The 25758-nt window shown below is 71.9% G+C and carries 21 protein-coding genes; 7 read left to right on the top strand and 14 right to left on the bottom strand.

Annotation, left to right across the window (positions count from 1 at the left end; translation table 11 throughout):
* Genes OG462_RS06235 through OG462_RS06220 form a run of 4 tightly spaced genes read right to left on the bottom strand, consistent with a single transcriptional unit; the run spans position 1 to position 4362 of the window.
* Positions 1-816 (bottom strand): carbohydrate ABC transporter permease, encoded by an 816-nt coding sequence (locus OG462_RS06235; RefSeq protein ID WP_406055242.1) that lies wholly within the window; start codon positions 814-816, stop codon positions 1-3.
* Positions 813-1799 carry a carbohydrate ABC transporter permease gene (locus tag OG462_RS06230; RefSeq protein ID WP_406055240.1) on the bottom strand — a complete coding sequence of 329 codons (987 nt, stop codon included), beginning with the start codon at positions 1797-1799 and terminating at the stop codon, positions 813-815. Before OG462_RS06230 ends, OG462_RS06235 begins: the two co-directional genes overlap by 4 nt.
* A gap of 2 nt (positions 1800-1801) precedes the next feature.
* Entirely contained in the window at positions 1802-3136 is a 1335-nt protein-coding gene (locus tag OG462_RS06225; protein ID WP_406055238.1) for an ABC transporter substrate-binding protein, read from the bottom strand.
* Positions 3121-4362 (bottom strand): aminotransferase class V-fold PLP-dependent enzyme, encoded by a 1242-nt coding sequence (locus tag OG462_RS06220; RefSeq protein ID WP_406055236.1) that lies wholly within the window; start codon positions 4360-4362, stop codon positions 3121-3123. The genes OG462_RS06225 and OG462_RS06220 overlap by 16 nt, the downstream gene beginning before the upstream one ends.
* Before the next feature lie 274 nt (positions 4363-4636).
* Here OG462_RS06220 and OG462_RS06215 point away from each other — a divergent pair, with 274 nt between their 5' ends.
* Entirely contained in the window at positions 4637-5209 is a 573-nt protein-coding gene (locus tag OG462_RS06215; protein ID WP_406055234.1) for an antibiotic biosynthesis monooxygenase, read from the top strand.
* A 105-nt stretch (positions 5210-5314) separates the two neighbouring features.
* On the opposite strand, the gene OG462_RS06210 is transcribed toward OG462_RS06215, so the two are convergent.
* Positions 5315-5953 carry a hypothetical protein gene (locus OG462_RS06210; protein ID WP_406055232.1) on the bottom strand — a complete coding sequence of 213 codons (639 nt, stop codon included), beginning with the start codon at positions 5951-5953 and terminating at the stop codon, positions 5315-5317.
* A 193-nt stretch (positions 5954-6146) separates the two neighbouring features.
* Positions 6147-6701, bottom strand: coding sequence for a helix-turn-helix domain-containing protein (locus OG462_RS06205; protein ID WP_406055230.1), 555 nt, complete (start codon positions 6699-6701; stop codon positions 6147-6149).
* 312 nt (positions 6702-7013) lie between these two features.
* Here OG462_RS06205 and OG462_RS06200 point away from each other — a divergent pair, with 312 nt between their 5' ends.
* From OG462_RS06200 to OG462_RS06190, 3 genes are all read left to right on the top strand, one after another.
* The gene (locus tag OG462_RS06200; protein ID WP_406055228.1) at positions 7014-8138 is read left to right on the top strand and encodes an aryl-sulfate sulfotransferase; all 1125 of its coding nucleotides are present in this window, start codon (positions 7014-7016) and stop codon (positions 8136-8138) included.
* Positions 8135-9568, top strand: a complete 1434-nt coding sequence (locus OG462_RS06195) for a uracil-xanthine permease family protein (protein WP_406055226.1) — start codon at positions 8135-8137, stop codon at positions 9566-9568. Before OG462_RS06200 ends, OG462_RS06195 begins: the two co-directional genes overlap by 4 nt.
* 135 nt (positions 9569-9703) lie before the next feature.
* Complete coding sequence (locus OG462_RS06190) at positions 9704-10489, top strand: sulfite exporter TauE/SafE family protein (RefSeq protein WP_406055224.1); 786 nt, start codon at positions 9704-9706, stop codon at positions 10487-10489.
* A 41-nt stretch (positions 10490-10530) separates the two neighbouring features.
* Here the strand turns inward: OG462_RS06190 and OG462_RS06185 are convergent, their stop codons facing one another.
* From OG462_RS06185 to OG462_RS06170, 4 genes are all read right to left on the bottom strand, one after another.
* Positions 10531-12213, bottom strand: a complete 1683-nt coding sequence (locus tag OG462_RS06185; RefSeq protein WP_406055222.1) for an allophanate hydrolase — start codon at positions 12211-12213, stop codon at positions 10531-10533.
* 70 nt (positions 12214-12283) lie between these two features.
* Positions 12284-15868 (bottom strand): 5-oxoprolinase/urea amidolyase family protein, encoded by a 3585-nt coding sequence (locus OG462_RS06180; RefSeq protein ID WP_406055220.1) that lies wholly within the window; start codon positions 15866-15868, stop codon positions 12284-12286.
* Positions 15865-16464 carry an urea amidolyase associated protein UAAP2 gene (locus OG462_RS06175; RefSeq protein WP_406055218.1) on the bottom strand — a complete coding sequence of 200 codons (600 nt, stop codon included), beginning with the start codon at positions 16462-16464 and terminating at the stop codon, positions 15865-15867. Before OG462_RS06175 ends, OG462_RS06180 begins: the two co-directional genes overlap by 4 nt.
* Positions 16461-17309 carry an urea amidolyase associated protein UAAP1 gene (locus OG462_RS06170; protein WP_406055216.1) on the bottom strand — a complete coding sequence of 283 codons (849 nt, stop codon included), beginning with the start codon at positions 17307-17309 and terminating at the stop codon, positions 16461-16463. The genes OG462_RS06175 and OG462_RS06170 overlap by 4 nt, the downstream gene beginning before the upstream one ends.
* A gap of 180 nt (positions 17310-17489) precedes the next feature.
* Here OG462_RS06170 and OG462_RS06165 point away from each other — a divergent pair, with 180 nt between their 5' ends.
* Positions 17490-18104 (top strand): TetR/AcrR family transcriptional regulator, encoded by a 615-nt coding sequence (locus OG462_RS06165; RefSeq protein WP_406055214.1) that lies wholly within the window; start codon positions 17490-17492, stop codon positions 18102-18104.
* Between the two features lie 124 nt (positions 18105-18228).
* On the opposite strand, the gene OG462_RS06160 is transcribed toward OG462_RS06165, so the two are convergent.
* Positions 18229-19737 (bottom strand): amino acid permease, encoded by a 1509-nt coding sequence (locus tag OG462_RS06160; protein WP_406055212.1) that lies wholly within the window; start codon positions 19735-19737, stop codon positions 18229-18231.
* A 317-nt stretch (positions 19738-20054) separates the two neighbouring features.
* Here OG462_RS06160 and OG462_RS06155 point away from each other — a divergent pair, with 317 nt between their 5' ends.
* A complete protein-coding gene (locus tag OG462_RS06155) occupies positions 20055-20975 on the top strand; it encodes a YhjD/YihY/BrkB family envelope integrity protein (RefSeq protein ID WP_406055210.1) in 921 nt (306 codons plus the stop codon).
* A 159-nt stretch (positions 20976-21134) separates the two neighbouring features.
* On the opposite strand, the gene OG462_RS06150 is transcribed toward OG462_RS06155, so the two are convergent.
* Together OG462_RS06150 and OG462_RS06145 are read right to left on the bottom strand one after the other, a co-directional pair.
* Positions 21135-22325, bottom strand: coding sequence for a cytochrome P450 (locus OG462_RS06150; RefSeq protein ID WP_406055208.1), 1191 nt, complete (start codon positions 22323-22325; stop codon positions 21135-21137).
* A 206-nt stretch (positions 22326-22531) separates the two neighbouring features.
* Complete coding sequence (locus OG462_RS06145) at positions 22532-23191, bottom strand: TetR/AcrR family transcriptional regulator (RefSeq protein WP_406055206.1); 660 nt, start codon at positions 23189-23191, stop codon at positions 22532-22534.
* 53 nt (positions 23192-23244) lie between these two features.
* On the opposite strand from OG462_RS06145, the gene OG462_RS06140 reads away from it, so the two are divergent.
* Positions 23245-24222 carry a GNAT family N-acetyltransferase gene (locus OG462_RS06140; protein ID WP_406055204.1) on the top strand — a complete coding sequence of 326 codons (978 nt, stop codon included), beginning with the start codon at positions 23245-23247 and terminating at the stop codon, positions 24220-24222.
* 84 nt (positions 24223-24306) lie between these two features.
* Here OG462_RS06140 and OG462_RS06135 read toward each other — a convergent pair whose 3' ends face one another.
* Positions 24307-25749, bottom strand: coding sequence for a M1 family metallopeptidase (locus tag OG462_RS06135; protein WP_406055202.1), 1443 nt, complete (start codon positions 25747-25749; stop codon positions 24307-24309).
* Between the last annotated feature and the right edge of the window lie 9 nt (positions 25750-25758).

Raw genomic sequence — 25758 nt, 5'->3', positions numbered from 1 at the left:
TCACTCCTTGGTGGCCCCGGCCAGCAGGCCGGAGATGAACTGGCGTTGCAGGACGAGGAAGAGGGCCATCACGGGGATGGCGGCGATGGCGCCGGCGAGCAGCACCTGCGCGTAGTTGGTGGTCGACAGACCCTGCAGAGTGGCGGTGGCCACGGGCAGCGTGTACATCTCGGGGCTGCGCAGCGCGATCAGCGGCCAGACGAACTGGTTCCAGCCGCCGAGGAAGACGAACAGCGCGAGCGCCGCGATGATCGGCCGGTTGACCGGGATGACGATCCGCCACAGCACGCGCAGTTCGCCCGCGCCGTCGACGCGGGCCGCGTCCAGGAGTTCGTCGGGCATCGACCGCAGCGCCTGCCGCATGAGGAAGATGCCGAACGGAGTGACCAGGCCGGGCAGGATCACGGACTGGTACGAGTCGATCAGGCCCAGGTCCATCATCATCTGGAAGATCGGGATCAGCATCACCGTGTCGGGGATGACGAGGGTACTGAGCAGCAGGACGAAGAACAGGTTGCGCCCGCGGAAGTCGAACTTGGCGAAGGCGTAGCCGGCGAGGACCGAGACGACGACCGCGCCGACGGTCTGGAGACCCGCCACCACGAGGGTGTTGACGAGGACCCGCGTGAGACCGATGGACTCCTGGAGGCCTTGGAGGTTCTCCCAGAGATGACCGCCGGGCAGCAGCTTCGGCGGCCAGGAGAACACGTCCTTGTCGTCCTGGGTGGCGGCCATGGCGAGCCAGTAGAAGGGGCCCACGCAGAGCCCGAAGGCGCCCGCGAGCAGCACGGTGAGCAGGGGGCCGCGGAGCTTCATCGACGCTCTCCCATCAGGCGGACCTGCAGGATCCCGAGCACGGACACGAGCAGCGCGAGCGCGTAGGCGAGGGCCGAGGCGTAGCCGAAGTCGAAGTACTTGAAGCCGTTGTTGTAGAGGTACATGGTGACCGTGAGGGTGGCGTTGTCGGGGCCGCCGCCGGTGAGGACGTACGGCTCGTCGAAGAGCTGCAGGGTGCCGATGGTCGAGAGCACCACCGTGAGCAGGAGGATCGGCCGCAGCTGGGGCAGGGTGATGGCGAAGAAACGGCGGACCGGCCCGGCGCCGTCGACCATCGCGGCCTCGTACAGCTCCTTGGGGATGCCCTGGAGGCCGGCGAGGTACATCACGGCGTTGTAGCCGGTGTAGTGCCAGGTGATGACGAGGACGACACCGACGCGGGCCCAGAAGGGGCTGCCGAGCCAGTTCACCCGGTCGATGCCGAACAGGGAGAGGACCCAGTTCAGCAGTCCCGCGTCGTGGTTGAGGATGACGGAGAACATCACGCCGGCGGCGACCAGGCCGGTCAGCGAGGGGACGAAGACGCCGAGCCGCCAGAGCGGGCGCAGCCACACCTTGGTGGAGTTGAGCCCGAGGGCGACGAGCAGGGCCAGGCCGAGCATCAGCGGCACCTGGACGACCAGGATCAACGCGGTGTTCCTGAGCGCGGTCCAGAACAGCGGATCGTCCACCAGACGCCGGTAGTTGTCGAGTCCGGCGAACCGCCGGGCGTCGCCGTTCCCGGTGGTGAGGCTGATCCAGAACGAGGCGGCGATCGGGTACGCCTTGAAGACCGCGAAACCCAGGACCGCGGGCATGATCAGGAGGTACGGAACGGAGTCGCGGGTCAGGAGCCGGCGCCGGCCCGGGCGGGTGCGGCCGGGGCGGCGGAGGGCGCCGCGACCGGCGGGCGTGCCGGTCGCGGTGCCGGTCGCCGTGGCGGGAGCGCCGGCGGGGGCGCTTTCGGACGGGGCGAGGGACATGGTCAGGCCGCCTGCTGCCGGCCGGTCTGCTGGGCGAGCTGCTTGGCCGCGACCTTCAGCGCCTCGGCCGGGTCGGCGCCCTTGATCAGCACCTGGCTCTGGGCGTCGGCGGCGAGCTTCAGGGCGCGGCTGTAGTCGCCGGTGAAGTTGGTCGCCTCCGATCCGGAGTCGAGCGAGGCGACGAACGACCGCAGTACCTGCTGGCCACCGTAGAAGGGGTGGGGCGCGCTGAACTTCGGGTCGGCGTAGGCCGTCTTGAGAGCGGGGAAGACGCCGCCGGAGGCGAACATCCGGTTGATCTCGGCCGGCTTGGTGAGTGCGTATTCGATGAAGCGCCAGGCAGCCTTGCGGCGCTTGCTGGTGGCGGAGACGGTCAGGTAGGTGGAGTTGACGATGGCGCTGCGCCCTCCCCCGGGGACGGCGGCGGGCGGCTGCATGACGCGCCACTTGCCGCTCTGGGCAGGGAACTTGGTGGCCAGGTACTCGATGGCCCAGGCCGGGTACGGGGCGGTGGCGAGCTTCCCCTGGCCGACGAGCCGCTTCCAGGTGCCCTGGCCGGCTGTGTCGGCGAGCAGGCCCCCGTCGTTGAGCCGCTTGATGATGGTGAGGGCCTGTACGGCCTGCGGGGAGGCGAGCGTGACCTTGCCCTCACGGTCGAAGTAGAAGGCGCCCTGGAGTTGCATCAGGTTCTGGAAGAAATCCATGTCCTGGGTGGTGCCGGGCTTGTCGAGCCCGAGCAGCTGGGCGCCGGTGGCGGCACGGATCTTCGGCCCCGCGGCGATCAGGTCGTCCCAGCTGGTGAGGGAGGCCGGGTCGACACCGGCCTTCTCGAAGTAGTCGTTCCGGTAGAACAGCCCGAGGGGGTTGACCTCCCATGGGAGGGCGTGGACGGCTCTGTCCTTGCCCATGACGGTCGGCCACAGCCCCTCGACGAAGGCGTCCTTGTGCTTGTCGGCGCCGAGTCTGGACAGGTCGGCGAGGCCTGCGGGGAACTTCTCCAGGTAACCGGGCAGGTAGTCGACACCGATGTGCAGGACGTCGGCGATGCCCTTGCCGCCCGAGGCGAGACCGACGGTGATCTTGTCCCAGATGGCGGGGTTGCCCAGGTCCTGGACGTCGACCTTGATGCCGGGGTTGTCCCGTTCGAAGGAGGGGACGACGCCGCGCAGGGCCTCGGCCGCCGTGGTCCAGCTCCAGACGGTGATCTTCCCGCTGTCGCCGTCGGCGCCGTCGGTGGCGCCGCCCGATCCGCCGCCGCCGCAGGCGGCGAGACCGAGCCCGGCGGCGGAGGCGGTGGCGAGGTGAAGGATCTGGCGGCGGGTCAGCTGGTGGGACATGTCGACTCCTGGGCGTCGGTGCTGCTGTGGGTCGTGCCGTGGGTGCGCGTCGTGCGGTGGGTGAGGGTGCGCAGCGCCTCCGCGAACAGGTCCGCCGCGGCGGCCGGGGTGGAGGCATGCGGGGAGAGCCGGATCCACTCGTCCCGGCGGGTGGTGATCACACCGACCGCCTCAAGGGCGCGGTGGACGGTGCCGGGGTCATGACCGGGGAGGCGGAAGGTGCCGATTCCGGCGCGCTCCTGGTGGTCGAGCCCGTCCGAAAGGATCTCGGCGCCCGCCTGCCGCGCCCGGTCGAGCAGCTCGGCGAGGGTGGCCCGGATCCGGGCACCGACGGCGGCCGGGCCGCCCTGGTGGAGCAGGTCGTCGACGGCCGCGCCGATCGCCGCGGCGGCCGGGAAGTCCGGGTTGGTGGCGAGGTGGGCGGCGGCTCCGGGCAGTGACGGCGCCGGATGGCGTACCGCGAAGGGCTCCGTGACACCGGCCCAGCCACCGAGCCCGGGAGTCAGCCGCTCGCCGCACCGGTCGCGGATCAGCATCAACGCGGCTCCCCAGCCTGCCCGTAGCCACTTCTGGCCGCCGCTGACGAGGACGTCGGCGGCGTCGGCTTCGAGCGGTACGGCACCGAGTCCCTGGATCGCGTCGACGATCAGGAGCCGGCCCGGCCCGAGCACCTCCTTGAGCGCGGCGAGCGGGGCCACATGGCCGGTGAGCGAGTCGACGGCGCTGACGGTGAAGGCGGTCACGTCGGGCGTGAGATGCCGGCGCAGAAGGTCGGGGGTGATGTGGCGCTCCCCGTCCGGGTCGATGAGACGGACGTCCGGGCCGCCGCGGCCGGCGAAGCGGAGCCAGGGATAGACGTTGGCGGGGAACTCGCCGCGGGGCACGAGCACGGTGCCGGGGCCGGGGAGCGCCGCGGCCACGGTGAACAGGCCATGGCTGGTGGACGGGGCGAGGGCGATCTCGTGGGGCCGGGCGTCGAGGAGCCGCGCCGCGGAGGACCGGGCGGCGTCGCTGAGGGCGAACAGCCGGTCGAGGTCGGCGGGGTCGGCGCGGCCGGCCAGCGCGGTCGCGGCGGCCAGCGCGGCGCCGGCCCGGCGGGAGAGCGGGCCGATCCTGGCGAAGTCGACGTAGCCCGGCATGGGGCCTCGGGCGGGGGTCGGACCGGTGGCCGGGCCGGGGGCCACGGGGGTGACGGCCTCGGGTGGCCCTGGAATTGGAGCGTTCAAATTAAGTCCCTATGAGAGGCCAACTGTGAGCTGGTCGTGGGATTTGAAGGTTCACATTAGAGAGGCGGAGTCGCCCCGGCAAGAGGTTCGACCAAGACCGTCGTCGGCTTCTGTCGAGCGACCGACCCGGGGGAGAGGGCGGCGGGCAGAGCGCTGTTCGGCGCCGGGTGACCTGCCGGGTGACGCGCCCGGTGAGGCGCCGAGTGGGCGCCGAGTGGGGCGCCGGGTGACGCGTAGAGTGTGCGAGGGCGCGGCGTGATCATGAGGAGTACCCGTGACCGCGGTCAGCCTTGAGCATGCCACCGTCCCCGCCGACGCCGGCGAGGTGACCCTGCTGATAGCCCGCCGGTTGGAGCCCGGCCACGAAGCCGCGTTCGAGGTGTGGGCGAAGGGCATCCTCGACAGCGCGGCCGCCTTCTCCGGACACCTGGGATACGGCCTCTTCCGCTCCTCCGGCGGCGACGCCCCCTGGTTCCTCGTCCACCGTTTCCGGGACGCGGAAGCATGCCGGGCCTGGCAGGAGTCGCCCGAGCGGGCGGCATGGTTCGCCGACTGCCGGGGACACCACCACACCGAGGTCGCCCGGCGCGAACTGACCGGCATGGAGACGTGGTTCGCCAAGCCGGGCTCGACACGGCCCGCGCCGCCCCGGTGGAAGATGGCGATCAGCGCGACCCTGGCGATCTATCCGATCTCCGTGCTCGGCAGTCTCTTCCTCGTGCCACGCCTGACCGGGCTTCCCCTCCTGCTCAGCAGCGCGGTCGTGGCCTGCGTCTTCAACGTGCTGATGACCTACGTGGCGATGCCCGCGGTGAGCCGACTCCTGCGCAACTGGCTCACCCCCTAGGGGGTGTCCTGGCCGTGGGGCAGGCTCGGCGGTGGCGCGGCGACCCCACGACAGACGGCGGGGGCAGCCCGCGAGGCGGGCTGTCTCACGCCTCGACGGACGGGTTCAGGAAGCTGCGGCCCTCTGGATCCGGGGGACGAAGAGCTGGGCGAGCGAGTGCGCGGTGGCGGGGTCCAGGGAGCTGCCTTCCCCTTCCAGCCTCACTTGCGCGATGACCGTGCCCAGGCACAGGGTGAGGTCGAGGCCGTCCAAGCCGCCGGCGTTGCGGTAGTACGCGTGGCTTTCGGTGCCGGGGACGGGAGGGACTTCCGCCCGTGTGTACCTGGCTGACCAGTCCTTCTCCTTGCGACACGCGTCCTGGGCGGCCTTGTTGTCGGCGTAGGCCACGACGTCGAAGTCGGCCTCTTCGCCGGCCGCCTCGAAGTTCGCGCCGCCGCGCGCGACACTCGTGCAGTCCCAGTGCGTGTCCGCTCCGCACTTCGCCGCGGGCTTGGGCTCTTCCTCGATGTTCGCGCCGGCCCGCTTCGGAGTCCACCCGGCCATGGACGCCGGATCCGGCAGCGCCTGCTTGAACCTCTCCTCGGTCTTGAAGACCGTATCGAAACCCATCGCGCCGTCTGCCTGTTCGCCCGAACTCGTTGCCCTGCCCGCTGTGGTGCCGTCCGCTGTGAGCGGCTTCTCCGCGGTCGTGTCGGCGCTGTTTCCACAGCCGGATGCGAAGGCCGCCAGCGTCGCCAGCGCCACCGCACTCGATTGCATGCCGAACCTCAAAGCCCAACTCCCCGTCGGTCGTCATCTGTCAGGCGGCCGACGCGACGGCCTGCCGCTGCCTCAGGCATGATGCCCGGCGACCCCGACGTTGATCAAACAGACGTTCAGCCATCGCCGTGCCCGCCCTCGCACAGATCGCCGGAGACGGCCCCGCGGCTACCGCCCCTCAGGACCCCAGTACCTCCACGTGGTCGCCGATCGCGACCACCAGGACCCGCGAGCCGGGTTCGGTGGTGCGCCAGCGGTGCCGGACGCCGCCGGACAGCAGCAGGGTGTCCCCGCGCGCCAGTCGGTGGATCCGGCCGTCGGCCTCCACCTCCACCGCGCCGTCCGCCACGTACATCAACTCGTCGTTGCGGTGCCGGAACTCGCGGTCCGCCTCGTGCTCGCCGACGAACTCCAGGGCGTGCAGCTGATGGCGGCCGCGTACCACCGGCCGGACGCGTGCCTCCCGGTCGAGGCCGCTGTCGTCACCGGCGTGCACCACGTCGATCGTGCGGGTCTCGTCCGAGGTCGCGAGCAGATGCACCGCCGTCGTGCCGAGCGCGTCCGCGATCCGCTGCAGGGACCGCATGCTCGGGCGCGCCCGGTCGTTCTCGATCTGGCTGAGGAACGGGGAGGAGAGCCCGCTGCGTCCGGCCACGTCGGCGAGCGTCAGGTCGAGTGCCCGTCGCCGTCGGCGTACAGCGGCACCCACCCGCGGTGTGTTCACGGCCTCCATGGATGTCCCGTCCTTCCCCACCCCGCGGTGCCGTTCACCCTGGTCGACGGCGCCTGACGGCACCTTACGCGGCGCGCGCCGGGAACCCGGCGACGGTTTCGTACTGCCGACACACGCCCGTCACACAACGGCTCTACCGTCAAAGTCGATTGATCTCATCAAAGAAAGTTTGACAACAGCCTGACTGGCGACGACAGCCGACTACTGACGACGCCCGACTGCTGACGACGCCCGACTGCTGACGACGCCCGACTGCTGACGACGCCCGACTGCTGACGACGCCCGACGAAGACTGACGACTGGAGTTCCGACATGCCCCCGATCGACCAGAACTCACGCCGCCGACGCCCCACCGGCCTCATCGCCTGCGACGAGACGGCCGTGTACGACGGCTACACCCTCTACGCGCCGCTCACGGGCACGGGGGAGGTCCACCTCGTCGACATCCACGGCCGTGCCGTCCACCGCTGGGACCTTCCCTACCGGCCCGGCCGCCACGCCCGGCTGCTCACCGACGGAACCCTCGCCTACAACGGCGTACTCCCGGGCGAGAGCGCCCTCTTCCCCATGTGGCACAAGTACCGGGGCGGCGTCATGCTCCGGGCAGCACCCGACGGATCCGTCCTCCGGGAGCACCGGGATCCCCTCCAGCACCACGACGCCCACCATCTCGAGGACGGCCGCATCCTCTACACCGCCCTGGAGGCCCTGACCGGGGCCGAAGCCGCGACGGTACGAGGCGGGGTGCCCGGTTCCGAAGCCGCGGACGGCGTGGTCTGGGCCGACACCATCAGGGAAGTCGGCCCGGACGGTGAACTCCTGTGGTCCTGGCGCGCCGCGGAGCACCTCGACCGCGCGTCCTTCGCGCTCCACGAGGCCTACGCCCGCGAGCACTGGCCCCTGATCAACAGTGTCACGCCCCTACGGGACGGCAACATCCTCGCCAGCCTGCGCAGCGTCTCGGCGGTCGTCGTCATCAGCCGCGACACCGGCGAGATCCTCTGGCGCAGCCGACCCGGCACGGTCAGCCAGCAGCACGCGCCCACCGAGCTGGACGACGGGCGGCTGCTGGTCTTCGACAACGGCGTCTTCCGCCCCGGACACGACGTGCCCTACTCCCGCGTCATCGAGATCGACCGGGCCGGCGGCGACGTCGTCTGGGAATACCACGACCCGGCCCGCGAGTTCTTCTTCGCGCCCTTCATGGGCTCCGCACAGCGACTGCCCAACGGCAACACCCTCATCACCGACTCCCCGTCCGGGCGGCTCTTCGAGGTGACGAAGGACGGCTATCTCTGCTGGGAGTACGTCGTCCCCCACTTCGCCGGATACGACGAGAGCGAGGTCCGGGGCCTCTTCCCGTCCGAACCCAACGCCGTCTTCCGCGCCTACCGTTACGCCGCGGCCGACATCCCGTGGCTGGAGGCGACGGCATGACGGCCACCCGAGACACCGACTCCGCTTCCGCCTCCGCCTCGCCCCGGTCCGCCGAGGCCACCGAACCCGCGCAGGCCACCGAGCCCGTCAAGGCCACCGAGCCCGCCGAACCCGACCCGGCGCGCGTTCCGCTGCGGCGACTCGCGCCGCTGGCGGCCCAGCACGTCCTGGCGATGATCGCCGCGCCGGTCTCCACCGTCTTCCTCGTCGCCGGCACCCTGAAGATGCCGCCGGGAGCCACGGCCTCGCTGCTCAGCGCCGTCCTGCTGCTGTGTGGCGCGGGTGCCCTGCTCCAGTCCCTCGGCGTGTGGCGGATCGGCGGCCGCCTGCCGTTCGTCATGCTGCCCGGCGGCGCCGCGACCGCGCTGTTCCTCCAGATCGCCCAGGAACACGGCGCGCCCACCGCCACCGGTGCCGTCCTCCTGGCGGCGGCGCTGCTGCTCTCCGTACTGCCCCTGTACGCCCGGGTCGTACGGCTGTTCCCGCCCCTGGTCATGGGCGTGACCGTGCTGCTCATCGGGATCGCGATGATCCGGGTCGCCGCCCGGCTCATCACCGGCCCGGACGGGACCGGGGAACCGCGCGCGGTGCTCCTCGCCGCGCTCACGGTCGCGGCGACCGTCGCCGCGTACGTGTTCCTTCGCGGCGTCTGGCGCCAGACCTCCGTCCTCATCGGGATGGCGACCGGCACCGTCGTGGCGGTGACGACCGGCCTCGGGACCTTCGGTCCGGCGGTCGGCAGCGGCTTCGCCCTGCCGGACCTCCTGCCGTTCGGGTCGCCCCGGTTCGATCTCGTGGCCGCCCTGCCGCTGCTCGTGTTCAGCCTCACCACCCTGGCCGAGATCACCGGACAGACCGTGCTCAACAGCGAGACCGTCGGCCGGACTCCCGCCCCCGAGCGGGACGTTCCGCGCGTCGCCCGCGCCGATGCCCTCGTCTCGATGGTGGGCGGACTGTTCGGCACGTCGCTCATGGTCACCAGCGCGGAGAACATCGGCATCGGCCGGCTCACCGGAGTCCGCAGCCGCTTCGTGACCGCCGGGGCAGGAGTCCTCCTCATCGGCCTCGGGCTCGCCACGCCGGTGTCCCGCGCCCTGGCCGGCATACCGGAGGCCGTCGTCGGCGGCTCGTCCCTCGTCGTCTACGCCGTCATCGCCGTGATGGGCGTCGAGATGCTCCGCCGGGCCGACCTGTCCGGCACGGGCACGGGCAGTCTGACGGCCGCGCTCGCACTCACCGCGGGACTGCTGCCGCTGCTCACCCCGGACCTGTACGCGGGGTTCCCCGCCTGGGCCCGTACGATCCTGGGCAGCGGCGTCGTCGCCGGCACACTGACGGCCGTCCTCCTCACCGCGCTCCTACGCCCCCTCCGCCGCCACCGTGAACACGACGAGGACGAGGACGCCGACGTGGGAAAGGGCGACCACTGACCCACCGCAGGAGCGAAGAGCCGGGGAGAGGCACGCGGCGCGTTCGGAGCACAGACAACCGACGCCTACCCCTCCGTGCCGAACTCACCTTGCGCCTGCGGATACTTGACCGGTGATCTGCGAAACGGCTGTGCGGTGAACTGGTACTCGGGACTGCTGGGGTTCGCGGCCGGGCTGGTGATCTCGGTGGTGACGGCTCCGGCCGGGGTGTCCGGCGCGGTGTTCCTGCTGCCGGTGCAGGTCAGCGTCCTGGGCGTGCCGTCTCCCGCGGTGACACCCACGAATCTGCTCTACAACGTCGTCGCCGGTCCCGGCGCCCTGGTCCGGCATGCCCGCGCGGGCAGGCTCGGCGGGCCGCTGACCCGGCTCCTGCTGGCCGGAACCGTCCCCGGGGTCGTGGTCGGCGCGGTCATCCGCGTGTTCGCGATCCCCGGTCCGACGGTGTTCCGCCTGCTGATCGCCGCCTTCCTCCTGCCGCTCGGCCTGTGGTTGTGCGCGCGGACCCTGCGACCGGCCGCCGGGGAGCGGCCGGTGCGCGGGCTGACGGCGCGGGCGACCGGCGGTCTGGCCCTGGTGGTGGGGACGGTCGGCGGGATCTACGGCATCGGCGGCGGCTCCCTCCTCGGCCCGATCCTCGCCGGACGGGGGGTGCCGGTCGCCGAGGTCGCCCCGGCCGCCCTGGCGTCCACGTTCGTGACCTCGGTCGTGGGCGCGGGCACGTACGCGCTGCTGTCCCTGACCACCGAGGGCTCCGTCGCCCCCGACTGGCCGTTGGGGATCGCCTGCGGGCTGGGCGGGCTCGTCGGCGGCTACCTCGGAGCCCACGTCCAGCCCCGCCTCCCCGAGACCTTCCTACGGCTCCTCCTCGGCACCCTCGCCACCGCCGTCGGCACGCTCTATGCCGTCCAGACACTCACCTGACCGGCACCGCCGCCCCACGGACGGTGGGTCGCCAGGCGCGTCTAGAAGCCCGGGCGGTCCGAACGGTAGGCGCGCCAGCCTCCGTACGCGGTGATGTCCTCGGCGCCCTCCAGGGCCGCCGGCTCGCACAGGAAGCCGGGGGCCGAGGAGCCGTCGGACAGTTCGACGTGACCGATCGCCATCGGCCGGGGGAGCGAGGCCATCAGTGTTCCGAGGCCTTCGGCGGGCAGCTCCCACACCTCGGCCTCGACGGTGGTGCCGTCGGCGCCGGACGTGCGGACCAGGCCCGGCTTGGGCGGAGTGGTGTCCAGGGCGTACAGCCGGTAGACGGGGGCGGTGGTCGTGGCGCGGACGAACCGGGCGCCGAGTGCGAGGAGTTGGGGATTGAGCGGCTGGCCGGTCAGATGGGCTCCGACGACCACGAGCTCGATGGTGGCGGTGAAGCGTCGCGCGATCGAGACGAGCCGGTCCTCCGTGTCCGGCCGGCCGATCAGCATCACGCCGAACGGCAGTCCGTCGACCGTGCCCGCGGGGACGGCGAGTGCGCACTGGCCGAACAGATTGGTCGAGTTGGTGAACCGTCCGAGGCGGGCGTTGGCGCCCAGGGGGTCGGCCGCCACCTCGGTGAGGGTGGGATGCCCGGGGGTGACGGGCAGGAGCAGCGCGTCGGCGTCACCGAGGACCGACTCGGCCCGGGCGGCGAGCCGGGCGAGGCGCGCCCGGTCCGCGAAGAGGCGGTGGGCCGGGATCTCACCCGCGCGGGAGATGATCCCCGCCACGGTCGGATCCAGATCGGACGACGCGGACGTCTCGGGCGACCGCTTGGCGAGATGTTCGTCGACGAAGGTGCCGACGGCGGTGTACCGCTCGGCGACGAAGGCGCCGTCGTAGAGCAGGGCGGCGGCCTGGAGGAAGGGGGTGATGTCGATCGTGGTGAGCTCGGCGCCGGAGGCGGCGAGACGGTCGGCGGCGCGGGCATAGGCGGCCGACCAGCCGTCGTCGAGCTCGCCGAGGGCGGTGGGGTCCGCGACGGCGATCCGCGGCGGGCCCGGCGGGCGTGGGCTGCCGGGAGGGCTCGCGGGCCGGGTGGCGAGGTGGGCGAGGGCCGTCTCGGCCTCGGTGAGCGTACGGGCGAAGACGCTGACGCAGTCCAGGCTCGCGCAGGCCGGGACCACGCCGTCGGTGGAGACCAGACCGGGGGTGGGCTTGAGTCCGACGATTCCGTTGAACGCGGCAGGCACGCGCCCCGAGCCGGCGGTGTCGGTTCCCAGGGCCAGGTCGGCGATCCCGAGAGCCACGGCGACGGCGGAACCCGAACTGGAGCCGCCGCTGACCCGCTCGGGGGCGTGGGCGTGGCGGACGGCGCCGTAGGGGGAGCGGGTGCCGACGAGACCGGTGGCGAACTGGTCCAGGTTGGTCGTGCCCAGGACGACCGCCCCGGCCGCCCTGAGGGCCGCGACGGCCGGTGCGTCCCGCTCGGGGAGATAGGCGTACGAGGGGCAGGCTGCCGTGGTGGGAAGGCCGGCCACGTCGATGTTGCCCTTGACGGCGAGGGTCCACCCGGCCAGGGGCAGCCGCTCGCCGGCGGCGACCCGGGCGTCGATCGACCGGGCTTCGGTCTCGACGTCGGGGCGCGGCCGCAGATCGATCCAGATCTCGGGCCGGTCGACGGCCTCGATGCGGTCGTACGCGGCCCGCGACCGGGCGAGTGCGGTGTCGGCCATGGGACTCCTTGAAGGGAGGGGGAGGGGGAGGGGGAGGGAAAGGGAGGAGGGGTCCGAAGAGGCGGACGGGTCAGCTGGGGTGGGGTGTCAGGATCAGCAGCGGGGTGCCCGGTTCCACCTGGGCGCCGGGGTGGGTGAGGACCTGGGTGATCGTGGCCGCGCGGGGGGAGGGGACGCGGGATTCCATCTTCATGGCCTCCAGGGTGAGGAGCGGCTGGCCGGCGGTGACCCGGTCGCCCTCGGCGACGTTCAGCTGCCAGACCGAGGCGGTGAACTCGGCCTCGATCAGCTCGCAGCCCGGCGGCACGGTCACCACCGCGGGCTCCGCGGCCGGGCCGTCGACGGCTTCGGCGCGGGCGAACTCGCCCGCCGCCTCCCAGGCGTCCCGTTCCGCACCGAACGCGGCCGCCTGGCGCGTACGGAAGGCGTCGATGGAGTCGGCGTGGTCGTCGAGGAAGCGACGGTACTCGGCCAGCGAGAACGTGCCCTCCTCGATACGTGGGGCGAAGCGCCCGGCAGCCATGTCGGCCCGCAGGTCGAGGAGTTCCTCCGCCCCGACCGGGTACCACCGGATCCGGTCGAAGAAGCGCAGCAGCCACGGCCGGCCCGCCTCGAAGGCGCCGCGCTGCTGCCAGCCCGACCAGACCTGGGTGGTCCTGCCGACGAACTGATAGCCGCCGGGCCCCTCCATGCCGTAGACGCAGAGGTAGGCGCCGCCGATGCCGACCGAGTTCTCCGCCGTCCAGGTCCGGGCCGGGTTGTACTTGGTCGTCACCAGCCGGTGCCGCGGGTCCAGCGGGGTGGCGACAGGCGCGCCCAGATAGACGTCGCCGAGGCCCAGCACCAGGTACTCGGCGTCGAAGAGCGTCCGGTAGACGTCGTCCACCGAGTCCAGGCCGTTGACGCGCCGGATGAACTCGATGTTCCACGGGCACCACGGGGCGTCGTCGCGGACCCCCGCCATGTAGCGGGCGATCGCCTCCCGTGTCGCCGGGTCGTCCCATGACAGCGGCAGGTGGACCGTGCGCGACGGCACGGTGAGCTCCTCCGCCGCGGGCAGCGACGCCTCGATCTCCCCTACGGTCGTGAGCAGTTCGGACTGCGTCAGCACGCCCGGGTCGATCTGGATCTGGAGGGAGCGGATGCCTGGTGTGAGGTCGGTGACGCCGGGGAGGCGAGCTCCCTCCACCGCCTCCATCAGCGCGTGCACCCGCATCCGCAGCGCCAGATCAAGCTGCATCGGACCGAACTCCACCAGCAGATTGTCGTCCCCGCTGCGTCGGTACGTGACGTCACCGCGCCGCGCGAGGATTCCACCGTCCACGATCTCCGGCCGGGCGGACAGCGTCCCGTCCGCCCCGACCACCACCGGCGTGAAGCGCACGGTGTCCCCGGGGCGAAGTTGGCCCAGTTTCCAGCGTTCGGCGCGGACGACCGTCGCCGGGCAGACGAAGCCGCCCAGCGAGGGTCCGTCGGGGCCGAGGACGACCGGCATGTCGCCGGTGTAGTCGACCGCGCCGACCGAGTACGGCGTGTCGTGGATGTTCGAGGGGTGCAGCCCGGCCTCGCCACCGTCCTGCCGTGCCCAGCGCGGCTTGGGGCCCACGAGCCGTACGCCGGTGCGTGCCGAGTTGAAGTGGACCGACCACTCGGCCGCGTGGAAGTCGTGGATGTCCTCCTCGGTGAAGAACTCCGGTGCGGCGTGCGGTCCTTCGGCCACGCCGATGTGCCAGGTGGTGCCGATGACCGGGCGGTCGGCGGGCGGTACGGGCGCCGCCGCCCCCGCGACCGTACCGCTGCCGCGCAGGACGTCTCCGCCGCCGCGTCGCAGCACCTCGACGCCGCCGTGCAGGACGTCGCCGGGGCGCAGTGCACGTCCGCCGTGCCCGCCGAAGCCGCCGAGGGTGAAGGTGGCCGCGCTGCCGAGGAAGGCGGGCACGTCGAGGCCGCCCGCCACGAGCACGTACGTCCGCAGGCCCGCTCCCTCCGGTGCGCCGACCGTCAGCGTGCCGCCCGCCGGGACGGTGTACGGCTCCCAGAGGGGGACGACCGCGCCGTCGACGTCCGCGCTGCCAGGTGCGCCGGTCACGCAGACCGTCGTCGCGTGGGTGAACCGCAACGAGGGCCCCCGCAGGGTGCATTCGAGGCCCGGAGCGCCCTCCGGATTGCCGAGGGCCAGGTTGCCGAGGCGGAAGGAACGGTCGTCCATGGGCCCCGACGGAGGGACGCCGACCTGCCAGTGGCCGGTCCGGCCCGGCCAGTCCTGGACGGTGGTGAGGGTGCCCGGTGAGACGACCTCGATCCGGGGGGTCGGGTCGGTGACACCGGCCAGGGTCGCGGTGGAGTGGGTCGCGTCGAGGAACCGTACGTCCGCCAGCGCGGCCCGGACGAGCCCGAGGTTCGTCTCGATGCCGTCCACCCGGGTCGCGGCCACCGCCGCGTCGAGCCGCCGCAGCGCCTCCGCACGGTCGGCCCCGTGCGCCACGATCTTGGCGAGCATCGGGTCGTACGCCGTCGTCACCTCCGTACCCGTCTCGATCCAGCCGTCGACCCGGACGCCGGGCGGGAACGCGACGCGGGTGAGGCGTCCGGCGCTCGGGCGGTGCTCGCGGGCCGGGTCCTCGGCGTAGACGCGTGCTTCGACGGCGTGGCCGCGGGGCGCGCCCGGGTCCTCGACGACGGACGTCTCGCCGCGGGCGAGGCGGAGCATCCACTCGACGAGGTCGACGCCGTAGATCTCCTCGGTCACCGGGTGCTCGACCTGGAGGCGGGTGTTGACCTCCAGGAAGTACGCCTCCTCGCGCGCCGCGTCGTAGACGAACTCGACGGTGCCGGCCGAGCGGTAGCCGACGGAGGCGCACAGCTCGCGGGCGGAGGAGGTGAGCCGTGTGCGGACGTGGTCCGGGAGGCCGGGGGCCGGGGCCTCCTCGACGACCTTCTGGTGGCGTCGCTGGAGGGAGCAGTCCCGGTCGCCGAAGGTGACGACCCGGCCGTGTCCGTCGCCGAAGACCTGGACCTCCACATGCCGGGCGTGCTCGACGAGCCGTTCCAGGAAGACTCCGGCGGAGGCGAAGGAGGCGGCGGCGACGCGCTGGACGCGGTCCCAGGCGTCGGCGAGTTCCTCGGGTCCGTACACGGCCCGCATGCCGATGCCACCGCCGCCGCCCGTGGCCTTGAGCATCACGGGGTAGCCGATGGTCTCGGCCGCGGTGAGGGCGGTGGGCAGGTCGGGCAGGAGGCCAGTGCCCGGGGCGAGCGGGACGCCGGCGGCCTCGGCGGCGGCGCGGGCGGTGTGCTTGGCGCCGAAGAGTTCGAGCTGTTCGGGGGTGGGTCCGACGAAGACGATGCCGGCGGCGGCGCAGCGCCGGGCGAACTCGGCGTCCTCGGAGAGGAATCCGTAGCCGGGGTGGACGGCCCCGGCGCCGGTGTCCTTCGCGGCGCGCAGGACGAGATCGGCGTCGAGGTACGACTCCTTGGCGGGCGCGGGGCCGAGCCGTACGGCTTCGTCGGCGAGCCGGACGTGGGGCGCGGAGCGGTCGGGGTCGGAGAAGACGGCGACGGTACGCAGGCCCAGGCGGCGGGCGGTCCGGATGATCCGGACGGCGATCTCGCCGCGGTTGGCGACGAGGAGGGTGTCGAACCCGGTGGTGGTCACGCGGCCGCTCCGTCCGTGATGGTGAGGTCGACCGGGGTCGGCTCGAAGCCGTTGCAGGGATTGTTGATCTGGGGGCAGTTGGAGACGAGGACCAGGACGTCCGTCTCGGCGCGCAGGACGACCTTCAGGCCGGGGGCGGAGAGACCGTCGACGATGCCGAGGGTGCCGTCCTTCTCGACGGGGACGTTCATGTACCAGTTGATGTTCGAGACCAGGTCGCGTTTGGTGAGGCCGCGGCGGGCGCCCTCGGCGAGGAAGTTGTCGACACAGGCGTGCTGGGACCAGGTGTGGTGGCCGTAGCGGAGGGTGTTGGACTCCTTGGAGCAGGCGCCGCCGAGGGTGTCGTGGCGGCCGCAGTTGTCCTCGACGACGGTCATCAGCGGGGTGTGTTCGTTCGACATGAGCACGCTGCCGGTGGTGAGGAAGATCCCGGACCCGGCCTGGAGCGTGTCCGGGGCGCTGTACCGGACGGCGGTGTCGTGGGCGTCGTAGACGAGGAAGTCGACGGCCTGGTTGCCGTGGAGGTCGGTGAGGGTGAGGAACTGGCCGGTGCGGACGGTGGCCGACCAGGCGGCGCGGGCGGGGACGACGGTCATGACTGGCCCTTCGCGGCGAGGAACTCGGCGGTGTTGAGGAAGGCGCGGTGGCCTTCGGGCGTGGCGTCCCAGTGCGGGTCGCCGGGACGGGTCGGCCCGGCACGCCAGGCGAGCACCTCCAGGGGCGTGCTGATGTAGGCGGGGCGCGGGTCGAGGGGGTGGGGCACGTTGGCGATCAGGACGATCAGGTCCTGCTCGGCGCGCAGGGTGACGGAGCCGCCGGGGCCCGCGGAGCCGGTGAAGTGGAGCGAGCCGCCGTCCCCCTGGTCCTCGGAGCGAACCTCAACGCCCTGGAAGAAGGAGAGCGAGGGTGGGAGGTCGCGGGCGTCGAGGCCGTTCTTGACGGCGGCGAGCTTGAACAGTTCGCGGCCGGCGGGGGTGGCGGAGTGCGCGGCCCCGTCTCCGTACCGCCGGGTGTTCCGTACGAGGGTGGAGGTGCCGCAGAGCGTGTCGTGGCGGCCGTCGGTGGTGTCCGCGACGAGCGTGGCGAGGACGCGGCCCTGGTCGGAGAGGAGGAGGTGCCCGGCGCGGAGGTAGGCGTTCCACTGGACTTTGACGGTGTCGGCGATGTTGAGCCGCTCCCAGGGGTGGGCGCGGGAGTGGAGCAGCAGGTGGGCGCAGGCGTCGCCCTGGAGGTCGGTGAGGCGGAGTTCGGTGCCGCGGGCGACGAGTTTGTGGGTGTAGCCGCCGCCGGCGACGGTCTCGGCCCAGACGAGGTGCCCGGCGGCGCAGGGCGGGTCCGGCCAGTCGGTGGCGGGGACGACGGGCATGGTCGCGGTGCGGGTGCCGTGCTGGGCGCGGGCGTGGGCGCGGGCGCCGTGGGGGGTGTCGGTTCCGGTTCCCATGGGGGGTCGGCCTCCATTTCTGTCGGATGACAGAAATTAGGGCGGGGGAGGGTCGGGGGCATTGCCCGTCGATTGCGCGGGAGTTACCGAGTACTCACCGGGATCGGGCCCCGGCGGAGTGCCGGCGGAGCCGTCGGGCGGGAGCGGGGTGACCTCTGCGGGCTGTGCGAGGATCGGTGCATGGGCAGCACAAGCGGCAGGCGGGTCGGGCGGCCGAGGGCCGAGCAGCGGCCGGACAGCGGACTGTCGGCGCGGGATGAACTCCTCCTCGCCGCCGCCGAGTTGTTCACGACCAAGGGGTACGCGGCGACGACGACGCGGGCGGTCGCGGAACGGGCCGGGATGCGGCAGGCCACGATGTACCACTACTTCGGCGGCAAGGAGGACCTGCTCGCCGAGCTCCTGGAGTCCACGGTCACGCCGTCGTTGGCCGTGGCGCGCGCCCTGCTCGCGGACGACGCGCGCCCGGCGGAGGAACGGCTGCGGGAGCTGTGCCGCTCGGACGTGGAGCTGCTGTGCGGGGGCCCGCACAACCTGGGCGTTCTGTACGTGCTGCCGGAGGTGCGGAGCTCGGAACGGTTCGCGGGGTTCCACCGGGTGCGCGAGGACCTGAAGGACGCGTACGGGCAGCTCGTGGCGGCGACGCGGGCGGGGGCGGGGCTGGACAAGGAGGAGCTGGGCGTCCGGACGGACCTGGTGTTCGGGCTGATCGAAGGGGTGATCCTGGTGGGGCGTGCGGACGAGGGCTTCCCGCCGGCGGTGGCGGACGCGGCGCTGAGGATCGTCGGGGTCTGACGGCGACGCGGGTGGCCGGTCGCACGGGTGACCGCCGGCACGGATGGCCACCCGCACGGGTGGGGAGCCGTGCCGGCGGCCGGTTGCGCGGTGGGGAGCCGCGCGGGTGGGCGGTCGCGCGGGATCAGCCCGGGCGGCGCCTCGTCAGGCGGTACGCAGCCCCCAGGGCCACCGTCGTGCCCACGAAGAGGAGCGAGAACCACTGGAAGTACCAGTGGCCGCCGGTCGGGTCGTAGACCTCCGCGCGGGGCCAGGCCAGGTTGACGGTCATGAAGAGGCCGTAGGCCAGACCCAGGGCGTTGACCGGGAGGCCCCAGCGGCCCAGGGAGAAGGCAGGGCGGCCGGTCTCGTCGGTGGACGGCGGCGGGGGCCAGTGGCCGCGGAGGCGGCTGAGGAGCATGGGGCCGGTGACCATCGCGTATGCCAGGTAGACCATCACGATGCACGTGGTGCCGATGGCCAGAAGCGCCTCGGGGGAGAGGAAATTGAGGAGGAGCAGCAGCGCGGCGAGGACACCGACGACCACCGCGGCCGTCGCCGGCATGCCCGTGCGGCGCGGGACCCTCGACAGGGCGCCCGAGCAGGGGAGTTGCCGGTCGCGGGCCATCGAGTAGAGCATGCGGGTCGCCGAGGTCTGGATGGCCAGGGTGGCCGCACAGATCGCGATCACCACGTCCGCCAGCAGGATCTTGCCCATCCCGTCCCCGAGCGTGCTCGTCAGGACGTACGAGAGCCCTTCCGTGCCCAGTCGGCCGTCGGCGAGGCTCGGAGCGGCGAGCAGACCGCCGAGCAGGAGCAGCCCACCGCAGACGCCCGAGGTCGTCAGGGCGGAGAACGTCGTGCGGGGCGCGGTCCGCTTCGGATCGATCGTCTCCTCGCTCATCTCGCTCGCGCTCTCGAAGCCGATGAGGACGTACGCGGCCGTGAACGCGCCCACGAGCAGCGCCCCGGCTCCCGCCCCGCCCGTGTCGAGAACGATCGACGGCTCGCGTCGGGAGTGGGTGAGCAGCAGGGTGACGATGAGGCCGACGCCGACGATCTCGGCCGTGACGCCGATGGTGTTGACGACCGTCAGGACCCGGTTGTCGAGCACGTTCACCAGGGTGGTGAGGGTGAGCAGGACGAGACCGAGCAGCGCCGCGTTGGCCGCTCCGCTCGCCGAGGCCGGGGACGGGTCGTCGCCCACGAGCTGGAAGCCGGGCCAGATCGCGGGCAGCACGGCCTGGAGGGCCAGGGCCGCCGCCCCGACCACCACGACCCGGCCGATCACCATGATCCACCCCGCGTACCAGCCGAAGGCGGGCGTGCTGAGCCTGGTCGACCACTGGTAGACGGCGCCGGCGATCGGGTAGCGGGCGGCGAGTTCGGCGAAGCAGGCCGCGACGAGGAGCTGTCCCGTGAGGACGGCCGGCCAGGTCCAGAAGAAGGCCGGGCCGCCGAAGGAGTAGCCGAGTGCGAAGAACTGGAAGACGGTCGTCAGCACGGAGATGAACGAGAATCCCGCCGCGAACGATGCGTACCGCCCCATCCGGCGGCGGAGCTCCTGCTGGTAGCCGAAGCCCGCCAGTTCTCCGGAGCCGCCGGAGGGGGCGGGCCGCACCTCGCTGGTTTCACTGGGAGCGGTGGTGGTCATGGCGGCCCCTGTCACTTGGCAGATACCTGTCGGGTGACAGAAATTAGGGACGGGCTGTTTCGGCCGTGTCACACAGCCGTGTCCGGGTGGGGCCGAACTCCTCACGCAGAAAGAGGAACGGCCTTCTGGCGTCGATCAGCGGACGTGGCCTGTGGAAGGACCGGCATCACGCGTCGGCGTGCACTCACCCGTTTGCTCCACTCTGTCTGGCCGGAACCGCGCCGGCGGGTTTGTCTGGGCGCGACTGTGAGGAGATGCCCGTGCCGGACGAGGAAGCGCCTGTCCAGGCGTAAGGGAAGGTGCCTGGAGGAGTCTCGATGGCGAGTTGGGCGACACGATGGCGGCATCTGCGTGCGACGGCCGAGCAGCGGCTGCCTGTCCTGACCGAGATCGCGAACCGGTTGCTGTCCGGGAACCTGCTGGACGCGGGGACCCGGCTCGCGGCTCAGGCCTTCCTGGCCTCCGTGCCGCTCCTGTTCGCCGTCGCGGCGTTCGCCCCCGCCTCCGTACGGGACCAGCTGCGGGAATCCTTGCGCGCCATCTTCGGGCTGAGCGGGCGTTCCGACGTCGAGCTGCAGCAGGTTCTGGGCGACTCCGCCGACGACGAGCTGCGGGAGACGACGGGTGTGGTCGGTCTGGTCATCGCGCTGGCCTCGGCCACCAGCTTCAGCCGGGCCATGGCGCGCGTCTGCGAGCGGGCCTGGGCGCTGCCCAAGGCCAAGACGCGGCTCGCGGCCTGGCGATGGGTGGTGTGGCTGCTCGCGCTGTTCCTGGTCCTCCTTGTCCAGGGGCCGCTGCGGGACGGCTTCGGCGCCGGCCTGTGGGTCGGCATTCCGGTCTTCTTCCTCGTGAGCGTGGGCATCTGGATGTGGACGCAGCACCTGCTGCTGGCCAACCGCGTTCCCTGGCTGCCCCTGCTGCCCGGCGGGATCCTGGCGGCGACGGCCACGAGTGCGCTGGCGCTGACGGCTCGGTTGTACATGCCGAACGCGCTCAACAAGGCGTTGGCGGACTACGGATCCCTCGGGCTCGTCCTCACCGTGCTGTCCTGGCTGATCGTCGTGTGCGCGGCGATCACCTTCGCGTTCACCATCGGGGCGGTGCTGGCGCAGGAGCCGCCGCTGAGTCACTACCTGGGGCTGCCGGACGACGCGCCGAGTGGCGCGGCTGTGGACGGTTCGGCGGCGGAGACCTCGGCCGGGAACGGGGATCCGCCCACCCGGGGACAGCGCCGATGACGCTCAGGGGCGAGTGACGACGCCCAGGGGCGGGTGACGACGCTCAGGGGCGGGTGACGACGCTCAGGGGCGGGTGACGACGCTCAGGGGCGGGTGACTACGCCCGTTGCTCCAGCCCGCCGCCTCCAGCTCGGCGCGGAAGGCCTCACCGGTTCGCCGTCACACGTCCCAGGTGACGGGGAGGCTCTTCACCCCGTAGATGTCCGCGGTCTCCGGGCGCAGGCCGACTTCCTCGGCCGGTACGGCCAGGCGCAGCGTGGGGAAGCGGTCGAGCAGTGCGGAGAAGGCGACCCGCATCTCGACGCGGGCCAGCTGCTGCCCCAGGCAGAGGTGGGTGCCGTGCCCGAAGGCCAGGTGCCCGCCGTGCTGCCGGTGGAGGTCGAGCAGGTGGGGATCGGTGAAGCGCTCGGGGTCGCGGTTGGCGGTGTTGTACGACAGGACGACGGTCGTGCCGGCCTCGATGGTCCGGCCGCCCACCTCGACGTCCACGAGTGCCGTCCTCATGAACGTCTTGGCGACGCTCAGATAGCGCAGCAGCTCCTCCACGGCTCGGTCGGTGAGCGCGGGATCGGCGCGCAGTGCGGCCAGTTGCGCCGGGTGCTGCAGCAGCGCGAACGTGCCGAGGGACAGCATGTTCGCGGTGGTGTCGAACCCGGCCGCCAGCAGGATCAGGCTGATGCCCTGCAGTTCCTCGTCGGTCAGGTCGCTGTCGGCGAGTTCGCTGAGCACGTCGTCGGTGGGGTTCGCGCGCTTGGCGGCCACCAGCTGTGCGAGGTAGTCCTGGGTCGCGGTGTAGGCCGCTATCAGGTCCTCGTCGTTCGTCTCCCCGTTCATGAACGTGTCGATCTGCTCCTGGAAGGAGTCCCGGTCCTCGTACGGCACGCCCAGCAGCTCGCAGATGATGATGGTGGGGATGGGCTTGGCGAACGCGGTCACCAGGTCCGTCGGCGGCCCCGTCTCCTCCATCGCGTCCAGGCATTCGGTGGTGATCTGCTCGATGCGTTCGGTGAGCAGCCGCATCCGGCGCGCGGTGAACTTGCCCACCAGGGGCTTCCGGTAGCGACCGTGCTGTGGTTCGTCCATGAGGAGGAACTCGCCGGGCGGGGCCGGAGGGATCTCGAAGTCGACCACGTTCAGGAGGTCTTTGCGCGAGCTGAACCTCGGGTCGGCCAGGATCTGCCTGACCAGGTCGTATCCGGTGATCATCCAGCCGGGCTTTCCACCGGGGTGGGTGTAGCGGCTGATGGGGCCGTGCCGGCGGGCGTCGGTCAGTTCCGTCGGCGGGTCGAAGGGGCAGCCGCGCGGGCGCTCCGTCGGCAGCGTCGTGACGGTGTGGAGGGATTCGCTCATGGCCATTCCTCATCTCGCGACATTGCGTGTTTGACGCATCGCGAAAGCTACGTTGCATTCGAAATATCGTCAATCACTCGAAATCCATTTCCCCAGGTGGATATCGGTAAATTGATGCAATGACGCTGGAGCCGAATGCAACGCTGCATTGCAATGGGAGGCGGTGAAAGCAATGCGTGCACGGCATGCCGGGAAGGGTGGTCGGCTCAGCGCGCGGCCGGAGCGCCGTCCTGCCGGCCGGGGGTCGGCGGGCTGTCGCCGGTGGTGTCGGGGCGGGACCGCGCGGTCGACGCGAGGAAGTCGTCGAGCATCGCGGTCTGTACCTCCCCGGGGAAGCGGGCGGGGTCGAAGAGGGCTTGGACGACAAGGCCGTGCGTGAAGGCGACGGCACTGGCGGCGAGGTGTTCCAGGTCGGTGAGGGCCGAGAGCTCACCGAGGTCGCGTGCCGCTTCCAGATGGGGGAGGAGAGTCGAGCGCAGGCGGGTGTAGCGGTCGGCCTGCTCTGTGGCGAGGGCGTCGTCGGCGAGCGAGAGGTCCCAGGAGCTGACCCAGATGCGGTTGCGGGCGGTGTCGCCCGGGGTCAGCGGCAGGATGTCCAGAAGCATGACGCGCACGGTGGCGAGGCCCGCGCCGGGACGTGCGCGACGGGGGCGTTCGGCGGTGCGTTTCTCCAGCAGGTCCAGGGCGTGCGTGATGAGGGCCCGTTTGGTCGGGAAGTAGTGCATGAGCATCCCGGTCGAGACGTTCATCGCGGCCGCGACGGCGCGCAGGGTCAGCCCGCCGAACCCCTTGTCGGCGAGAACCTGCCACACCGTCTCGGATACGTCCTCGCGGCGGGCGGCGCGGTCTCCAGGTGCAGGCGGCATGCTGCTAGCTTACGTACCGAACGCTTGTTACGCACCGAGGGAGCGATGCTCACATGTTCACTCTGCCCATAGGTGAGGGTGCCCGGCTCCGCCCCCTGGGGCCCTGGCAGGCGCCGGAGTTCCTCGCCCACATCGACCGCGCACGGGACACCGTCGACCCGTGGATCCCCTGGGCGACCTTCAGCACCGACCTGCCCTCCGCGACCGCCACCCTCCAGCGCTACGCCGACCGGCTGGCCACGGACAACGGCGGGATCTTCGGTATCTGGCTGGACGGCACTCTGGTCGGCGGCGTCATGTTCACCCGCTTCGACAGCACCTCCGGGGTGTGTGAGATCGGCTGCTGGCTCGAGAAGGCGGGGGAGGGGCGGGGCCTGGTGAACCGGGCCTGCCGGGCGCTGATCGACTGGGCCTTCACGGAGCGGGGCATGAGCCGGGTCGAATGGTGGGTCGCGGCGGGCAACACCCGCAGCATCGGGGCCGCGCGCCGGCTCGGCATGACGCGCGACGGTGTGCTGCGGCGTCATTCTCCGTACCGAGGCGTGCGGCACGACATCGAGGTCTGGTCGGTCCTCTCCGAGGAGTGGCCCGCTGCCGGAGAAGCGTCCGTGTCCGGTGTCCAGGCCGAACTCGACCGGCTGATGGGCGTGTTCGTCGGCGCCTTCACCAACACCGGCGGCAGCCGGCCCGACCTCGGCGTCATTCGCGACGTCTTCATTCCGCAGGGGAGGATCATCGCGAACGTCGGAACCGAACCGGTGATCTACGATCTCGACGCCTTCATCGAACCCCGTCAGAGGATGCTCACCGACGGGACGCTGACGGAGTTCTCCGAACGGGAGGTCGCCGCGCGCACCGAGATCTTCGGATCGATCGCGCACCGTTTCAGTGAGTACCGCAAGTCCGGCTACCACAACGGCGAGTGGTTCGAGGGTTCCGGCCACAAGACCACCCAGTACCTCCTGACCCCGGCGGGATGGAGGATGGCCTCGCTGGCCTGGGACGACGTGCCCGCCACCGGCACCGAGTGACCGTGCGGATCTCGGCGGTCGCTCGAAGGCGCCACGACAACAGAGGTGGCAAGCCGGGTCGCGACCCGATCGCCTCCCGCCCGCTCAGTGGATCCTGTGCTCCGTCCAGAAAGGGCCGAGGTCCTTCGACGTCGCCGCCTGGGCCGCACGCTTGAAGTCCGCGGTCGTGGACACGCCGAGCCAGTGGTCTCGCACGTAGCCGCGCAGCATGGCCGTCATCGCCGGGCCGCCCAGGACGCGTTCCAGATCGTGCAGGGCACAGGCACCGCGCCAGTAGACGACGCGGACGTACTCCGGACGGTGACCGCCCGCGTAGTAGGTCAGGGGGTGGGTGAGGGCGGCCGTGTCGCTGGGCCACGCGCCCTGGCCGTCCCGGCACGTGGCCGTGTCCTCCCGGTAGTACAGCTGGTTCGCGTACTGGGCGAAGGACTCGTCCAGCCAGGGCGAGGTGAACTGGTCGTTGCCGACGATGCCGTAGAACCACTGGTGGGCGATCTCGTGGACGGCGGCCGACCCCTCCGGTTCGGTCCACAGCAGGACGAGGCCCGGGAACTCCATGTTGCCGAACGCGTCGAGGGTGTCGCTCATGACGAGGTCGAGCTCGCCGTACGGGTAGCGCCCGAACCGCTTCCCGAACGCGTCGACCGAGCCGGCGGCGTCCCTCAGATCGGTCGCGACGCCCGCGGGGGACGTGGTGGCGGTCCAGTACGCGTTCAGCCGGATTCCGCCCGGAGTCGTCACCGTCCTCGACCGGAAGGGGCCCGCCGCCCACGCGAAGTCCCGCACCCCGCGCGCGACACCGGTGGTCACCGTGCGGCCGGGTGCGCCCGCGTGCCGGGTGGTGGTGCCCGTCGAGGGAACGACGAGCGTGCCGGGGTGGTCGAGGACGACCCGGAAGTCACCGGCCAGGGTGTGGAAGCTCTCGCCGAAGCCGACGTCCGGGTCGAGGTGCCGGCCCTGTGCGTCGTGTACGGACAGCAGGGGCAGCGCGTTGCCGAGATAGCGGTGCGCGCCGTCCCTGCCGAAGCGGTGGACGCGGTCAGGGACGGCGATCGAGACGTCGAAGGAGACGCTCGTACGCGCTCCGTACGGCAGCGGCGCGGACAGGTCGATCCGCAGCGCGGTGCAGTCGACGGTGAGCGGTCGCGCGGTGCCTCCGGCGACCTCGCCCACCCGGACCGGGGACGGCCTGCCCGGAGCTCCGCAGCCGTCGGCGCCGTTGCCCCACAGCCGTACGTCGACCGAGCTCAGCGGCGTCCGGTCGGCATTGCGGAAGGACACGGTCTGGCGGCCGGTCCAGTGCGAGCCGTCGTCGTCGGCGCGCAGCGCCACGTCGTACGAGGGGCGGTCCGGTGTCGCCGCCTCCCGGGCGGCGTCGCCCGGCGGCCGGGCGACGGAGGAGACGCTCTCGGGCGCCGCCGCCCGCAGACGCGCCGCGGAGTCCTGCGCCACGCCCGTCCGGGGGACGAGCAGCAGGACGGCCGCGAAGGCGAGCAACGGCGCCCGCCTGTACCTGAGCGAGGTCATGACCGGCAC

It is taken from the genome of Streptomyces sp. NBC_01077, from assembly GCF_045162855.1.
Taxonomy (GTDB): domain Bacteria; phylum Actinomycetota; class Actinomycetes; order Streptomycetales; family Streptomycetaceae; genus Streptomyces.
The sequence above is the reverse complement of the archived record's forward strand: the minus strand, read 5'-3'. Positions and strand labels throughout refer to the sequence as shown.

Excerpts from the sequence above, each read along its gene's own strand:
- OG462_RS06150 (WP_406055208.1), bottom strand. The coding sequence starts at position 22,325 with ATGAGCGAATCCCTCCACACCGTCACGACGCTGCCGACGGAGCGCCCG.
- OG462_RS06135 (WP_406055202.1), bottom strand. The coding sequence starts at position 25,749 with ATGACCTCGCTCAGGTACAGGCGGGCGCCGTTGCTCGCCTTCGCGGCC.
- OG462_RS06235 (WP_406055242.1), bottom strand. The coding sequence starts at position 816 with ATGAAGCTCCGCGGCCCCCTGCTCACCGTGCTGCTCGCGGGCGCCTTC.
- OG462_RS06155 (WP_406055210.1), top strand. The coding sequence starts at position 20,055 with ATGGCGAGTTGGGCGACACGATGGCGGCATCTGCGTGCGACGGCCGAG.
- OG462_RS06165 (WP_406055214.1), top strand. The coding sequence starts at position 17,490 with ATGGGCAGCACAAGCGGCAGGCGGGTCGGGCGGCCGAGGGCCGAGCAG.
- OG462_RS06185 (WP_406055222.1), bottom strand. The coding sequence starts at position 12,213 with ATGGCCGACACCGCACTCGCCCGGTCGCGGGCCGCGTACGACCGCATC.
- OG462_RS06170 (WP_406055216.1), bottom strand. The coding sequence starts at position 17,309 with ATGGGAACCGGAACCGACACCCCCCACGGCGCCCGCGCCCACGCCCGC.
- OG462_RS06175 (WP_406055218.1), bottom strand. The coding sequence starts at position 16,464 with ATGACCGTCGTCCCCGCCCGCGCCGCCTGGTCGGCCACCGTCCGCACC.
- OG462_RS06140 (WP_406055204.1), top strand. The coding sequence starts at position 23,245 with ATGTTCACTCTGCCCATAGGTGAGGGTGCCCGGCTCCGCCCCCTGGGG.
- OG462_RS06195 (WP_406055226.1), top strand. The coding sequence starts at position 8,135 with ATGACGGCCACCCGAGACACCGACTCCGCTTCCGCCTCCGCCTCGCCC.
- OG462_RS06205 (WP_406055230.1), bottom strand. The coding sequence starts at position 6,701 with ATGGAGGCCGTGAACACACCGCGGGTGGGTGCCGCTGTACGCCGACGG.
- OG462_RS06230 (WP_406055240.1), bottom strand. The coding sequence starts at position 1,799 with ATGTCCCTCGCCCCGTCCGAAAGCGCCCCCGCCGGCGCTCCCGCCACG.
- OG462_RS06200 (WP_406055228.1), top strand. The coding sequence starts at position 7,014 with ATGCCCCCGATCGACCAGAACTCACGCCGCCGACGCCCCACCGGCCTC.
- OG462_RS06145 (WP_406055206.1), bottom strand. The coding sequence starts at position 23,191 with ATGCCGCCTGCACCTGGAGACCGCGCCGCCCGCCGCGAGGACGTATCC.
- OG462_RS06160 (WP_406055212.1), bottom strand. The coding sequence starts at position 19,737 with ATGACCACCACCGCTCCCAGTGAAACCAGCGAGGTGCGGCCCGCCCCC.
- OG462_RS06225 (WP_406055238.1), bottom strand. The coding sequence starts at position 3,136 with ATGTCCCACCAGCTGACCCGCCGCCAGATCCTTCACCTCGCCACCGCC.